Source organism: Sorangium sp. So ce1504, from assembly GCF_051521635.1.
GTDB classification, from domain to species: Bacteria; Myxococcota_A; Polyangia; order Polyangiales; family Polyangiaceae; genus Sorangium; species Sorangium cellulosum_B.
This window is the reverse complement of record NZ_CP150365.1, coordinates 12,046,078-12,061,059: the sequence shown is the minus strand read 5'-3', so window position 1 is coordinate 12,061,059 and position 14,982 is coordinate 12,046,078. Positions and strand designations below refer to the sequence as shown.

Sequence of the window (14,982 nt, the reverse complement as noted above, 5' to 3'; positions counted from 1 at the left end):
TTCCGGCGATCCCCCGCATGCGGTGTGTTCCTGCGCCGGTCGTAGCGTGGCTTCGGCTCACCGAGCAAGTGAGGGGGGTGTCTGCGAGCAGCGCTCTGGCAGCTCACGCCGAGAAGGCGCCGTCGATCGTCAGGCTCACGCCGTTGATGTAGGTCGACTCGGGCCGGGCCAGGTACGTGACGAACCGCGCGATCTCGTCGGGGTCGGCGATGCGCTTCTCGGGGCTCATGTTGCGCACCCAGTCGACGTGCGGGCCGTCGGCCGGCATCATGTCGGTCGTCGTCGGGCCAGGCTGGACGTTGATGACCGAGATCCCGCGCGGGGCGAGATCCAGCGCCAGCCCGCGCACCAGCCGGGCGACCGCTGCCTTCGTCATCCCGTACACGGCCGAGCCGGCGAGCATCGCGCGCTCGGCGATGTTGCTGCCGATGACGAGGATCTTCCCGCCGCGCGATAGGTGATTCGCCGCGGCCTTGGCGGCGACGAACACGCCGCGCACGTTGACGGCGAGCATCCTGTCGAAGTCCTCGAGACTGTATTCCTCCACGTTGCCGAAGATCAGGATGCCGGCGTTGTTCACGAGGACGTCGAGCCCGCCGAGCGCCCTCGCGCCCTCGGCGATCGCGCGCTCGAGCGCGCTCGCATCGGCGCTGTCGGCCTGAAGGGCGATGGCGCGCCCACCCTCGGATTCGACGGCCGCGACGAGCTCTCGCGCCCGGTCCGGCCTGCTCACGTAGGTGAAGGCGACCGCCGCGCCCTCCCGCGCGAGGCGCTTCACGATGGCCGCGCCGATGCCGCGCGATCCGCCGATGACGATCGCCTTCTTCCCCGCGAGCGGCCCGATGTCGTTGTTCATGTTGAGCTCCTTTGCGTCGTTGGCTGTTGTGCTTCGGTTTACTTGAACGATCAGTCAAAAATAGCGCGCGGCGAGGGCGGGGCCCGGAGCGGCCGCCGCGCGATCAGCGCGGGCGCAGGCTCTGGACCGCGAAGGCCGCGACGTCGCGGAGGGCTTCGGTCGATGCGCCGGCCTTGGCCTGCACCTTCATCCCGCTGAGCGTGGTCGCGAGGAAGCGAGCGGCCGCGCGGCTGTCGACCGCGCGGCCGATGTCACCCTTCACCTTGCCGTCGTCGATGACGTCCTTGAGCACGGTCTCCAGCAGCGCGGCGCTGGTCGCGGTGAGCGCGCGCACCTCGTCGTCCTCGCGGGCGAGCTCGCAGACGGCGTTCACGCCCATGCAGCCGAGGGAGCGCGCCGCGCCGTGCTCCTCGGCGAGGTCGACGAGGACACGCTCGAGCGCCGCGAGCGCGCTCGGTCCGGCCCGGAGCTCCTTGATCACCGAGGCGATGCTGTCGGCGTTGTAGGCGCGGAGCGCCTCGAGGAACAGGCGTCGCTTGTCGCCGAACGTGTCGTAGAGGCTCTGTCGGCCGATCCCCATGGCACGGACGAGATCTTCGGTCGAGGTGCCGGCGAAGCCCTTCTCCCAGAAGACCGGGATGGCGCGCCGGAGCACCTCGTCGCGATCGAACTCCTTGGGACGGGCCACGGAGAGAGCATGATCGTTCTGGACTATTGAGTCCAGAAAAAAGAGCAGGGCACCGGGCCTGCTTTCCTGCGGCTCTGGCCATCGGGGCGCCGGGAGCGCCGTGTGCTCGACCGCGGGGCGGCAGCGCACCAGCCGAGGGCGCCCCATGGGCGTCCAGCTGGGGACGGGGGCCGCGATAGAGCCCGCGTCCCTGGATGAAGCGCTGCGTCCCTGGGTGACGAGCACGCTGCCGCAGTTGCCCCCTGCACGGAGGCGGAACAATCCCGTCCCTGGAGCGGCGCTCACCTGCGCGCGGTACGGGCTCAGCCGAGGAGCTCGGCCTGCGGCTAGGTGGCGCAGATCTGAAGCTTGAAAGGTCAGGCACGCTCGTTGCTCATGACGCCCGCACCCCGCGCGACCCCCGCGAGAATCGGAGCGCGATGAGGGGCTATCCGGAAGCTCTGAGCTTTCGGCGGCGAGGAACGCGCGCTCGTCGAGGACCGGCGGCGTCAAGGCCGGGCGCGCGACCTCACACAGGCTGGGTAGTACGGGGGCCACCAGCAAAGAGAATGAAACATCGGTTTCTCCCAGCCTCAGGGCCATTTCGAGTTCGCATCATTCACTGCGAGGTTCAATCATGAAACGATTTCATTGTGAGACGCTCTCCGTGTGCATCCTGGCAGCGGGCGTCGCCGCTTGCAGCGGCTCGACCGGCGATCCTCTGCCGGTGGGCTCGACGAGAGGCCCCCAGCCCGACCAGGCTGCGCCGATCTCCTCCGGGGACGACGGCTCCGGAGCGGAGGGGGATGATCTCGCCCCCGCCGGGGAGCTGAACGACGATACCAGCGCGACCGAGGAGGAGCTGAGGCCCAAGGAGGACGACTCCCCCCTGTCCACCCTCCCGTTCGACCCCACGGGGAGGGAGAGCCCGAAGGGCCTCTCGCTCCCCTTGCAAAACGTGACCTGCCCCAGCTTCGAGGGGTTCACGTGGCATGACGAGACTCCCACGACCGGCGCGGACCTCGGGAACGCGGTCGCCGCGTCCTGCGACGCCGTCTACCAGGTCGGGTCCACCACCGGGGCCATCTCGGGCGAGGTGAACAGCGGCGCGAGTGACGCCTTCATCCGCAAGGTCGGGCAGGACGGGAACCTGTTGTGGGGCGCGCAGGTCGGCACGTCGGCGAGCGACCAGGCGACGAGCGTCGCCGTCTCCTCGGCCCAGTGCCCCACGAGCGGCAACGAGTCGCTCTACGTGGTCGGCCACACGAGCGGCGCGATCGAAGCCGGCCAGCACAAGGGATCGTCGGACGCCTTCCTCGTCAAGCTGAACGCAAACGGGACCGAGGCGTGGCGGCGCCAGTTCGGTACGGCTGTGGTGGATCAAGCGTGGTCCGTGGCCCACGCACCTGACGGCAGCGTCTACGTGGTGGGCTCCACAGGCGGGAATCTCGCCGGGGTGAACCCGCCGCCGACGAGCGGCACGACGTCGCTGTTCGTGGCGAAGTATTCGGCGAGCGGCAATCCTGTCTGGACCAGGCAGCTCGGAGTGAACAACAGGACGACCATCGCGCGCAGCGTGTCCGTCGGAGCCGATGGGCAGGTCTACGTCGCCGGTTACACCACCGGCGCGCTGGCAGGCCAACCGTACGCGGGCGGCAGCGCTGACGCCTTCGTCGCCCGCTACAGCGACAGCGGTGCTCTGGGCGGGGTGGCTCTCCTCGGCACGAACCTCCAGGACCAGGCGTTCAGCCTGACCACTGCGGTGGAGTCGGGTCAAACCGTCGTCTACGTCTCCGGCACGACGAACGGGAACTTCCCCCCTTATGCCTCTTCGACGGCGTATGACGCCTTCCTCGCCAAGCTGGACGCGAGCCTCACGACGCAATGGATCCGGCAGACAACGGCGAGCGAGAACGTCTCCGCTACGTCGGTGGCCGTCATCGGTGGATCTGTCGTGTTGACCGGCCAGACCCCCCGCGACCTCGACTCCGACGCGTCCCTCGGGAGCGCGGACATGTACCTGCGCGAGTACAGCACGGCGGGGGCACACCTGCGCACCGAGTACATCGGCACGAACGCGACGGAGGCGGGACAAGGCGTCGCCGTCGATCCGAGGGGCAACGTCTTCCTGACGGGCAGGACGGACGCGCCGTTCTGCGGTCACTCCTTCGGCGGCGGTGGTAGCGACGCCCTCCTCGTCAAGGTCATGAAGGGGTGCCGGGTGGACACCGCTGATTCGTCCTGCAAGCCCGCCGTGTGCTGGGGAGACCCCCATTACGTCAGCTTCGATAATGTCGCCTTCGACTTCCAGGGGGAGGGCGACTTCGTGATGGCGACCAGCACGGCCACTCCCGATCTGGAGATCCAGATCCGGCAGTGCCCCGTGTCGCCGGGCGTCTCGACCGGCCGGGCCGTGGGCGCGCGCATCGCGGGTGATCTCGTGGAGTTCCACGCGAACGGCGCGCTCTACTTGAACGGGCAACAGGCGACGGTGCCGTCGAGCGGCGCGCTCGCGCTCGCCGGCGGCGGGAGCGTCTACCAGTCCGCGAGCGGCAGGACCGTGCTGGCCTGGCCGACGGGAGAGCGGCTGGCGGTGCATCCAAGGAGCTATGTCCTCGGCTTGTACCTGGACATGCTCTTCCTCGTCCCGCCGGCCAGCGTGGGCAACATGGTCGGCCTCTTCGGGAACGCCGATAACGACCCCACCAACGAGTTCATGATGGCGCGGGACGGCAGCGTGCTGAGCAGCGCGCTGACGTTCTTCGAGATGTACCAGGACACGAACAGCTACGCGGACGTCTGGCGGGTGGGCGCCGCCCAGGGCGACGTCGCGCTCATCCAACAGGGCACGCCGTGCGGCGATCCGGCCGGTCCCGGACAGCCAGCGTGGCTCAACAACCTGACCCCCGCGCAGAGGGCCGCGGGCGAGCAGGCCTGCGCCGGCATCACCGACGAGGCCGTCAAGCAGACGTGCATCCTCGACGTGGGCCTCACCGGCGACGCGAGCTTCGCGGACTCGGCCCAGGAGGTCGCCACGGATCTCGCGAGCCACGGGCAGGGCGGGCCGGTCATCAACAGCCCCCGCAGCGTCTACTTCAACCAATTCACCGGATCCATCGGCCAGGAGTGGGCGTCCATCGTCACCAGCGTCACCCCGCTCGGAGACCGCACCTTCCTGGGGCAGTTCGGCAACGAGACGGCGCACCTGACGCTCAACGATCTCGCCCCCCACACCGAGCTGACCGTCAGCTTCGACCTCTACCTCATCAACGCTTGGGATGGCGATGGCCCCTTTGGCCCCAGCGTCTGGGCCGCCTCCGCGGACGGCGTCGAGCTGCTCAGCGAGTCCTTCTCCAACACCATGAGCTCCCAGAGCTATCCGCTGGACGGGAGCCTGGCCGGGGCGGGAGCGCTCGAGGTGAACACCCTCGCCTATCCGTACGGCGATTCCGTGTACCGCATGAAGCTGGTCTTCCCGCACTCCGCGCCCGACCTCGCGCTCGACCTGTCCGCGACTGGGCTGACCGGCCTCTTCGATGAGGGCTGGGGCGTGACCAACTTCGAGGTCCAGGGGCGCTGACGTTCGCCGAAATCGCCGTGAAATAGTGAGGGGGGGTTGAGATGAACGAGGATGCGGCGCACCGCCTCTGGGTCCGTGATCGTGGAGAGCGCGCGCATCCTCCGTTCGCACCTCGGGCATCGCAAAGCATCGAACCCGAAGGTGCCTTTCATGAGCACGGCCCACTCGACGTGGCGCGACGTTGCGAACAGCTCCCCGTCGAGCAGCCGCCCCCAGTGCAAGACCGAGATCAGGGTCGGCTCAACTCGCACCGTAGGCTCGGCATGCGCGAGCGACTTCGCTGAGGGCGCCGACGGAGCGCACGACGACGCAGGGCCAGGCGCAGGCGACGCAGGCGCAGGCGCAGGCGCAGGCGCAGGCGCAGGCGACGCAGGCGCAGGCGCAGGCGCAGGCGACGCAGGCGCAGGCGCAGGCGACGCAGGTGCAGCGGGCCGAGGCACGTGGCCCGGGCACGGTTCAGGCTTCGCGGCGCGGGCCAGCGGTTTGGGCGTCACGAGAGAGCGCCACGACGAGCGAGGCGCGAACACGCCATGGGAGCAGCGGCGAGCGTTTCCGCCGGCTGCGACGCCTGGGAGGACTTTCGTGCTGTGCGCGTCACGCCGCGGGAGGATGCCGCGGGTGAGCTCCGGCCGCGGCGCCGAGGCCATGCTCCCAGCGGGTGCCGGTGGAGAGGCACACGACGTCGATGTCGGGCGCATCACGCGCGAGCAGGAGCAAGTCTCGATCCGAGAACGGCGTCTGGAGCAGGAACGATCTCCCCTTGAGCGCGTAGTGGATCGGAACCAGCGTCTTCGCGCCGAGGATGCGGGTCGCCTCGATCGCGTCGCGCGGGTCCATGACCAGCTTGTGGCCCATCAAGCTCGCGCTGTCGATCGGCAAGAGGGCCACGTCCACGCCGGGCCGGCTCGCCCGGTATCGACGCAACGGCTCCAGATCGCGCGCCTCGGTGCCGATGAAGATGCGACGGCCGGCGGAGGAGATCACATAGCTGTTCGTCTTCATGCCGGTCACGATCTGCGAGGGCGCGACCTCCACCTCCAGCCCTCCGGGGAGCGCGCGAACGTCGCCCCAGTCGACGACCGAGACCTGCTCGAATCCGGCCGATCGCGCCTTGGCTGCCATCGACCTCGTGGCGACGAAGACGGGCGTCTCTGCCTTGAACGGGTACGACGCCATGGACCCAGGCTGCCAGTGGTCGAACACGCCGTGGCCTCCGAGGATTGCGGCCAGTCGAGGGAGCTCCGCCACCTTCAGCCCGATCGGCTCGCGAAGACCGATGAACCAGTGGCTGTCGAAGTACGGATCGGTCAGCACCGCGCCCCCGTCGAGCTCGAGGACGACGCACGCGTTGACGACCCGCGTGATGGCGATCCGGGCGCTCACGACGCAGCTCGCAGGCCGAGCGAGGTCCCACCAAGGGACGCGCGGTCCGGATCGAGATCCTCCACGCTGGTCAGCCAGGCTCGCGGATCCCGGATCGCGTGCCTGTCCTCGGCGCGTCGCAGCCGCAGCCAGGCTTCCTGCACGCAGTCTTCCGCCTCGGCGAGCGAGCCGGTGATCGCGTACGCCACGCGCCGCAGGCGCGGCCGCTGCCCCTCGAACGCGCGCGTGAGCGCGCCCTCGTCCGCCGCCGCGCGCTCGTCGGCGCCGGGGACGCGATCCTTGTTTTCGTCAATTGTACGGTTCACGGCAACTGCTCCCCTGCCTTCAACCAGGCAGCAAACGAATCCAGATCCACCCCCGGCGATCACCGCAGCGCAGAGAGCACGGAAGCTTTATGTCGTGATCTCCTCCGTCTCCTCCCCCGTCCGCCGTATCGAGGTGTCGGAGCCAACGCATTCCCGTCCTCGGCCTCCTGCCGTGCGCCTGCTGCACCTCGGGATCAGGCGGCGGCGCGGAGGGCGCTGCGGCTGCGGGCGCGCAGGGCGAGCGGGACGCCGCCCGCGGGGCCCAGCATAACCAGGTTGCGCCGCACGGACCGGGGCGGGCGCTCGTCGAGCAGGCGGAACTGCCACGCCGACAGCGCCACGCCGAGCACGATCTTCATCTCGAACATCGCGAAGGCCGCGCCGATGCAGCGGCGGTTCCCGCCGCCGAACGGCAGGTACTCGAACGGGGAGTGCTTGCGCTCCAGGAAGCGCTCGGGCCTGAACCGCGACGGCTCGGGGTAGAGCTCGGGGTGGTGGTGCACGAGCAGGATGCACGGCGCCACCCCGGTTCCCGGCGGGAGCATGTGCTCGCCGAGGCGGAACGGCTGCGCCGCCACGCGCGGGACCTCGGTGACGATCGGATGCAGGCGCAGCGCCTCCTTGCACACCGCGTCCAGGTAGGGCAGGGCGGCGAGGCGCTCGGGGTCGGGCTCCGGGCCGAGGGCGTCGATCTCGTCGCGCAGCCGCGCGAGGACGCCGGGGTGGCGGTGCGCATGGTCCAGGGCCCACGCGAGGGCGAGCGCGGTGGTGTCGTGCCCGGCGAAGAGCAGCATCCGGAGCTCGTCGAAGATGGCCTGGTCGCTCATGCTCGAGCCGTCGTCGTAGCGGGCCGAGACCAGGAGGCTCAGGATGTCGTCGCCCGGCGCCGCGCGCGCCCGCTCGATCTGCTCGCGGAACAGGGCCTCCAGGTGGTCGACGCGCCGGCGGAAGCGCGCGTAGGGGCCGAAGCCCCCGAGCTCCCGCTGCAGGAACGGCAGGAAGGTCAGCGCCGGGGTCAGCGCGTCGGTCATCGCGACGACCGCGCGCGCGAAGGCGCTCGTTCGAGACGGCTCCTCCACCCCGAAGACGGCGCGGATGATGACGTCGAGCGAGATCGCCTGCGTGATCTCCTGGGCGACGGCGCGGGGCGCGCGCGCCGCCTCGGCGAAGCGGCGGGCGGCGACGTCCGCCATCGTGGCGGCGTAGGCGCGCATGCGGTCGCCGTGGAACGGCGGTGTCAGCAGCTTCCGCTCGCGCCTGTGACGCTCGCCCGACAGAATGATGAGCGAGTGCTCCCCCAGGAGCCGGGCGATCGCCTTGGTGGCATACGGAACGAACGTGTCGGGCGGCGCCGTCATCACGTCCTGGACCGACGCGGGGCTGCCGGCCATCACGAAGTCGCCGGTGTACATCGGGACATTGAAGACGTCGCCGTATGTGGCGGCGCACCGGAACAGGAACTCGGTCGGACGCGTGAGGAACTGGGTTGTCGTCAGCAATCGACCCTGCGGGCCTCGGGGCAATTGGCTCATGGCACACCTCGGCAGGAGCTCGATCCCGGTGGCGCGCGGCGCCTCGCCGGGATCGATGCAACGATGGGCTCGGCGCGGCGCCGCGGCAGCGGCGTCGGGCGCCAACGTTGCGACGGATCGCGCCAGGGGCGCGCGCGGGGAGCTACCCGGCGTCGCTAGCGGACGCGGGTGCGCCGGTACTCGCCCGGGGTGGTGCCTGTCCAGCGACGGAAGCTGCGGTAGAAGTGGCGCGGCTCGCCGTAGCCGAGCAGGAAGGCGATCTCCTGGAGCGCGAGGTCGCGCCGGCGGAGGAGATCGAGCGCCTTGCCACGCCGGACCTCGTCGAGCTGCGCCGTGAACGACGTGCCGAGGTCCTTGAGGGCGCGCTGGAGCGAGCGCGTGCTCATGCCCAGCGAGCGCGCGATCCGCTCCTGGTCCACGTCGCCGCGATCGAGCCGCTCGTCGATGCGGGCGCGCACGCGCACGTCGAGCGGCGGGGGGCTGGCCGGCGCCGCGCGCGCGGCGAGGAGCTGCTCGGCGTGGCGCACGAGGTAATCGCGAACCGAGGGATCCGCGCCGACGAGGGGCGCGTCGAGCACGCGCGCGTCGTAGAGGAGGCCGGTCGCGTCCGCCTCGAAGCGGGCCGGGGCGCCGAGCACCTCCTCGTAGAGCGGGGGCGGGTGCCGGCGGGGGTGGCGGAACACGGCCTCGATCGGTCGCGCGGCGCCGTCGAGGTAGAGCGCGATGAAGCGCGCCGACGTCGCGACCATCATCTCGATCGGCTCGGCCATCGCGACGATCCGCGGCTCGTGATCGAGCGCGAGGTGGACGACCTCGCCGCGCTCCTCGATGACGACGCGGAGGTGCGGGTCCATGAGGCGGCAGAAGCGGCCGTAGACGGCGACCCCCTCCCGCAGGGTCTCGCTGTGGCGGACGACGTGCCCGACGAGGCCGACGACCGATACCGGGGCCCAGCGCGCGTAGCTCAGCCCGAGCGGCTCGCCGGGGAAGCGCTCGATCAGGAGCTCCCACAGCGAGTTGAGCGATGCATACGGCACGAGCTCGTCGGGCGCGGCGAGCACCTCGGGCGTGACGCCGGCTGCGCGGAGGAGATCGTCGCGAGGGACGCCGCGCGACAACGCGAACGTGATGAGCGCGGCAGGCATGGATGCGAAGACGAGCTCGCCGTCGGACATGGCGTGCGTCGAGGATAGCGCACGCGCGCGGCGGCCTCCGTGGAGGCGCTCCTCCCTGCGCCGGGTCGCCCCGGTTCACGGCCGTGGTCACGAATCCCACGGGAGCGGCATGTCCTCCGGATCGGCGCGCCCCACGCTGCAATCGCCCGCTGTCCGCCCGGAACAGCGTTCTCGGTGCGATGCGGCAATACCGGGTAGCATCGCATCGATGCTTGGATTCGAGCGCTCTCCGGGGTCGATCGCCCCTTGTGCAAGGCCACGCACCTCCACCGCTGCGGTGTTTTCGCTGCGCGCCATCTCGGCCTGCTGCGGCGCTGCCGATCGTGCGGAGTCACCCGCCCAGAATGCGACCACGAGCGAGGCGTCGTCGTCTGCCGGCGCGGGCGGGGCGGGCGCGGGCGGCGCTGGCGTGGCCGGAGCGGGCGCTGGCGAAGCGGGCGCTGGCGGAGCGGGCGACGCGGACGTGGCCCCGCTCGCCGACCTCCAGGGCTGTCACGGCGAGAAGAGGCCTCTCGTGGTCTCCAGCCAGATGCCTTATGCCGTCGCGCGGATCGGCGCCGCCGAGGGCCACTTCCTCCTCGATTTCGGCGCCACCGCCAGCCTCATGTCCGCCAAGGTCCGCGCCTTCTTGGCGTTCGTCGTCGCACTGACGCGCGAGTAGCGTCAGCGCCATCGGCGCCGCGCGGCCAAGGGTCGCTGCCCATCAGGAGGGAGAAGGGAACCCAGACGTCTCGGCGCCGTCAGGCCCCGACCGAGGGCTCCGCCCGGTCCAGGACGTGGGTGGCGCGGTACCTCGTCGATGCTTCGCAGAACACCGAACGACGAAGAGAACAGTGGATCTCCATACGGACACACCCCGATTGCAAGGAGAAGCTGGCGAAGCTCCGTATCCGCGCGGCACGTGTCGTCCTTGACATACACCAACGCATCACGGACGAACGATATGCACACGCGGCAAACATGCTGTACACCGCGACCGCGGTCCGAGGCACGGGAGGATGAGCTCTGCCGTGATCCCCGGCGGTTCCACGGTTGACCGCGCGGGGGATGGCCTTAGGGTATATCAAGGGGCCAGAGGCGGGGTGAGCGAGCCCGCCACCGGGAGACGATATGGAGTTCACCTGTGCGCGAGGACCCGACGCCAAGGGCTCCACGGAGCACTTCAAGGGGCTCGGGCGGCAGTTCGAGATCGATTTCGAAAACATCCTCCAGCACGAGATCGCGAGCGACACGGAGCTCGTCGAGCATCTGGTGAACAATACGAGGAGGTACGATCAGAAGGCCGCCGCCCTCCTCTCCGCCGCCTCCACGTGGGCCTACTCGGATGCAGACACCATGGCCAGGATGATGTGCCTCCGTGGCATCCCGAACAATGAGACTGTATCCATGCATCTAAAGAATGACGCGCTCTTCCTGGACACCACCGTGCACGTCATCCAGAGCCAGTGCGGAGAGCTGGTGATCGTCTGCTTCGGGGGGACACTGCCGACCAACACCATCCAGCTGCTCCTGGATGCCAGTGTAAAGGCGGACCCCTTTTTCTCCACGGGGATCGTGCACGGCGGCATTTTCCGCGCCTTCCTGGGGTTGTGGCCCGGTATCAGGGTACAGCTCAAGGGCGCGCTGCTCGGATACTCGAACTGTTTCATCAACGCCATCAACGAGATCAGCCATCGCGACTACACGGATCTGAAGCCGCTCGACTTGAAGAGCTTGACGATGGAGAACTCGACGCTGCCTGGCGCCGAGGACGGCTGCCCCGCGACGGTCGGCAGAGCCAAGATGAAGGCGCTCTACCTGACCGGGCACAGCCTGGGCGGAGCGCTGGCCGTCCTGGCCACGGCGGCCATGCACATGGATCCGGTCCTCGCTCCGATCAGGGATAGGCTGTGCGGCGTGTATACGTTCGGGCAGCCGATGGTCGGTGACGAGGTATTCGCCAAGGCATTCGGATCCATGTTCGGGGACCGGCTCTTCCGGCATGTTTACCGGAACGACCTGGTGCCGCACCTGCCGCCGCAGACGGTGGGGCGGTTCACGCACTTCGGACAGGAGTATACGTCGCCGCTGGCCACATGGGAATTCAGGAACACGCGCGCATCTCAGACGTGGCTCGGGCTGTACGCCCTCGCAATCGGCGCGGCGGCCTGGATCAAGGACCAGTTCCCGCTCTTGTCCAAGGTGTCCCTGCCCTACTCGCTGGGCGATCACAGCCCGCTCAACTACCTGCGCACCTCGCTGCAGTCTTTCCCCGGCGCCGAGTTCCTCCCCTGAGCAAGGCTGCCCCACGCCAGACGGATAGTGAGCCGAGTGCGACAGGCCAGCCGGGTCCGAGAGGAGCGAGAGCTCGTTGAGCCGAGAAATCCCTCAGGGTTCCGGGCAAGCACCTGCGCAGGTACGCGGCCGCGATGGTGCGCACGGGCACCGGCAGCCGCCCCGGGCTCCTGTACCCGTGCACGGCGAGGCAAACACCATCTCCTGGCTCGGGGCGTCCTCGCGGTGGAACCGACCTACTGCCGCGGGAACCACTCGGCCATCCAGGCCTGCCACAACGGCTCGTCGCGCGCGGCTGCGGCCTGGGCCCCCTCGCCGTAAAGATAGATGCGTATCGGCAGGAAGATCTGTCCCGCCATGGGCAGCGCGAACAGGTGCGCGATGCCGGGCGCCGGCTCCTCGAGCCGGAGGAGCAGCTCCGGGTACTCGCTCGGGCCGACACGCTCGACCACGCCGGCGAGGGGCGGCGCGCCGGCAGCGGTGCGCACCCGCTGGCCCTCGGCGGCGCCCGCGAGCCCGAGCGGGCCGACCAGCGCATCCCATGCCCTGGCGGCGGGCGCGGGCCCGGCGCCCATCAACTGGAATGGCACGCAAGGCCGGCCGTGGAAATCTCACTGGCATGATGGCTCCTTTCGGGATGTCTCGTTGGGTGTGGGGTGCGCGACGATCACCAGGCGATGCGGCCGCCCGCCAGGCGCTGATTCATCGTGGTAGCGCGCGACGAGCTTGGACGAGCTCCTGCAGGCTGTGGTGAAAACGGCCCCTCGATGTATGGATAAGTTGCTGATACAGCATCACTTTCCAGGAGGGATGCGGATCGCGTAAGGTTCTCTATGTCAACCAGCGCGTGCAGCGTGGCCGTACGGTGGGACCGGTGATGCCGCGAGCCCTTAACCGCGGGCGACGCGGCGGCGCAGGGCGCCCCGTTGGGCCACACCGGAGCCACCCTCGTCGGCGAAACAGGCGTAAACAATGGAAATCGCTACTGTTTCCGGCACCCGCTCGTCATCGACCGGTTTTTCTGGCGGCGCGTCCACCGGGAGACGGGCGGCACCCGTCTTTTGCTGGTGGCGCGTCCACCCCGGAGATGGGTGCGACCCGACTTTTGCGTGAGGCACGTCCACCGGGAGACGGGTGGCACCCATCTTTGGCTGGAGGCACGTCCACCCCGGAGGGGGGTGCGACCCGTCTTTTTCTGGAGGCCCGTCCACCGAGAGACGGGTGCCACCCATCTCCCGCGTGGACGAGCCGGATCACCCGGACGGGTTCACGGCGTGCCGACAGCCCCGGCCGGGGGCGCCGGGACGGCTTCGGGCTTCCTGGCGGGGGCCCTTCGACGGGGCCTCGCGAGGTCGTCGACCATCTCGACGTAGGGCGCCAGCAGGAACGCGGCCAGCGCCTCGCTCCCCGGGATCTCCGGATCGGCGTGGCTCTCGATCTTCTGGATCAGGCTCCGCAGCGCATCCCGGGCGGCGCTCCACTGCGGCCGGCCATCGGTCGGCCCGCCCTCCTTGGCGAGGGCCACCGTCGTGAAGCCGAAGGCGTCGCCGAAGCGCGCGTGGGCGGCGACGAGCTGCCGGTGGTGCCGGGTCCCGCCGAACCCCTCGATCACCGCCTGCGCGCGCTCCTCCTCCAGCGTCTTCATCCGCTGCACCATCGCGGCCCACTGGAGCCGCGGCCGGCGCGTGATGAAGCGAAGCCCCTCGGGCGCCGGGAAGAGCTGCGCATAGAGCCAGCGCGCCTCGGACGGCGCCGGCCTCTCCCCATCGTCGGAGAGCCCGGCGGCTCCCGCGTTCCACTGCTCGAACGCGCGCCACCGGTCGTCGCTGTCGGTGTTCGCCGCGCTCCGCTCGGCCTCGCTCGCCGCCGAGTGGCGCTGGTCCGCCTGCGCGCTCGCCCGCAGCTCGCGGAACCCCTGAAGCTCCGTCGCGGCCGCGTCGAAGCGCCTCCACGGCCTGTCGATGTGCGGCGGCAGCGCCGCGAGCGGCTCGACCCCCTTGGGCAGCGGCGCGTCGCCCTCCTTGCGCTTGCCGCCCCTCGGCCGGAGCACCGCCGCGATCCGCGCGCTCACCTGATCTCGGAGACCGAACACGTCGTCGGCGACGAGATCCGGGGGGAGGACGATGGTCGAAAACATCGGTGATTCACTCACGGGGAAAACCTCCTGTGATGTCTGATGGGATCCGGCCTGCCGCCGTGGCGACACGCCGTGGTTTCGTTGCGGCGTGGCGGCATGGCAACACGTGTGCCGGCGCGAGGTGCGCTCATGTCTCGGCGCTGCCGCGCAGGACGGAGAGGAAGCGGAGAGGAGGGGAGCGCAACGCCCTGCCGCTCACCGCAATGGATTGCGCCGTTGCGCAACGCGCTCGCCGGCGCGTCACCCACGGGGTGCAGGACCGCGGGCGGGAGGCGAGCAAGAGACCGGAAGATCCGGGCCAGATGGCCGAGTCCAAGGAGCGCGTCGCCACGAATGTTCGGGGACGGGTGCCCCGCTAACCGGACATGGCCCTCATCGCGCCGCGAGATGGGTCTCGAGCAGGTGCGCGAGCACGCGCCGCCGCTCGTACATCGACGCGCGCGAAGGAAAGGATCTCCCCGATTGGGCCAGAGGACGAAGCTCCGCGTAGATGGCGTCCTTGGCTATCGGCTCGGCCTTGAGCGCCGAGCTTGTGGCCGGCAACAGGTAGCGCGGCACCGCGGTCGGGCCGGAGCGGATAGGAAACGGTAGAACTTTCGCCCGTGTCAAGCCCCGCGGGGACGGCGCCTGGCGAGCCCGTTTTTGGCCCATCAGACACCCGCTTGCCCCGTCGCAGGGCTAGAACACCGATCACGTTGATCAAGCGAGAAATGAACCGCCAAGACGCCATAAGACGCTAAAAAAAACACAAGAATCTTGGCGTCTTGGCGGTTCGAAATTCTGCGCTTTTCAGGCAGTTTCAACCCGTTTGTCGCTCTAGGGCGGCGTGCTCCGGGCGCAGCTGTGCCTCGAGGACGGCGGCGTGCGCTCGCCATGACGGGGGCGGGTCGTGGGCCCAGCTATGCGGCGTCGAACCCGAACGCCATCGGTTCCCACGTTGGGTCGCGTGCGGGTGCTGCCGTTCGCGGGTGTGAGGGGGGGTTGAGATGAACGAGGATGCGGCGCACCGCCTCTGGGTCCGTGATCGTGGAGAGCGCGCGCATCCTCCGTTCGCACCTCGGGCATCGCAAAGC

At 69.7% G+C, this 14,982-nt stretch carries 11 protein-coding genes; 3 read left to right on the top strand and 8 right to left on the bottom strand.

Annotated features, from left to right (window positions below; genetic code table 11):
• Positions 1-103 precede the first annotated feature (103 nt).
• Complete coding sequence (locus tag WMF39_RS45450) at positions 104-856, bottom strand: SDR family oxidoreductase (RefSeq protein ID WP_437742661.1); 753 nt, start codon at positions 854-856, stop codon at positions 104-106.
• A 103-nt stretch (positions 857-959) separates the two neighbouring features.
• Positions 960-1,544, bottom strand: a complete 585-nt coding sequence (locus tag WMF39_RS45445) for a TetR/AcrR family transcriptional regulator (RefSeq protein ID WP_437742660.1) — start codon at positions 1,542-1,544, stop codon at positions 960-962.
• A 616-nt stretch (positions 1,545-2,160) separates the two neighbouring features.
• Here WMF39_RS45445 and WMF39_RS45440 point away from each other — a divergent pair.
• Positions 2,161-5,103, top strand: coding sequence for an SBBP repeat-containing protein (locus tag WMF39_RS45440; RefSeq protein WP_437742659.1), 2,943 nt, complete (start codon positions 2,161-2,163; stop codon positions 5,101-5,103).
• Positions 5,104-5,697: 594 nt separating this feature from the next.
• Here WMF39_RS45440 and WMF39_RS45435 read toward each other — a convergent pair.
• The 4 genes from WMF39_RS45435 to WMF39_RS45420 all read right to left on the bottom strand — a co-directional run bounded on the left by WMF39_RS45435 (position 5,698) and on the right by WMF39_RS45420 (position 9,498).
• Entirely contained in the window at positions 5,698-6,486 is a 789-nt protein-coding gene (locus WMF39_RS45435; RefSeq protein WP_437742658.1) for an MBL fold metallo-hydrolase, read from the bottom strand.
• Positions 6,483-6,791: a sigma factor gene (locus WMF39_RS45430; RefSeq protein WP_437742657.1), complete on the bottom strand. Its 309-nt coding sequence runs from the start codon at positions 6,789-6,791 to the stop codon at positions 6,483-6,485. The genes WMF39_RS45435 and WMF39_RS45430 overlap by 4 nt, the downstream gene beginning before the upstream one ends.
• A 194-nt stretch (positions 6,792-6,985) precedes the next feature.
• Complete coding sequence (locus WMF39_RS45425) at positions 6,986-8,323, bottom strand: cytochrome P450 (protein WP_437742656.1); 1,338 nt, start codon at positions 8,321-8,323, stop codon at positions 6,986-6,988.
• 155 nt (positions 8,324-8,478) lie between these two features.
• Positions 8,479-9,498: an AraC family transcriptional regulator gene (locus tag WMF39_RS45420; protein WP_437742655.1), complete on the bottom strand. Its 1,020-nt coding sequence runs from the start codon at positions 9,496-9,498 to the stop codon at positions 8,479-8,481.
• 277 nt (positions 9,499-9,775) lie between these two features.
• Here WMF39_RS45420 and WMF39_RS45415 point away from each other — a divergent pair, with 277 nt between their 5' ends.
• Positions 9,776-10,159, top strand: a complete 384-nt coding sequence (locus tag WMF39_RS45415) for a hypothetical protein (RefSeq protein WP_437742654.1) — start codon at positions 9,776-9,778, stop codon at positions 10,157-10,159.
• Positions 10,160-10,608: 449 nt separating this feature from the next.
• A complete protein-coding gene (locus WMF39_RS45410) occupies positions 10,609-11,772 on the top strand; it encodes a lipase family protein (RefSeq protein ID WP_437742653.1) in 1,164 nt (387 codons plus the stop codon).
• Positions 11,773-12,008: 236 nt separating this feature from the next.
• On the opposite strand, the gene WMF39_RS45405 is transcribed toward WMF39_RS45410, so the two are convergent.
• Entirely contained in the window at positions 12,009-12,347 is a 339-nt protein-coding gene (locus WMF39_RS45405; protein ID WP_437742652.1) for a hypothetical protein, read from the bottom strand.
• A 692-nt stretch (positions 12,348-13,039) separates the two neighbouring features.
• Positions 13,040-13,909 (bottom strand): hypothetical protein, encoded by an 870-nt coding sequence (locus WMF39_RS45400; RefSeq protein ID WP_437742651.1) that lies wholly within the window; start codon positions 13,907-13,909, stop codon positions 13,040-13,042.
• Positions 13,910-14,982: the final 1,073 nt, after the last annotated feature.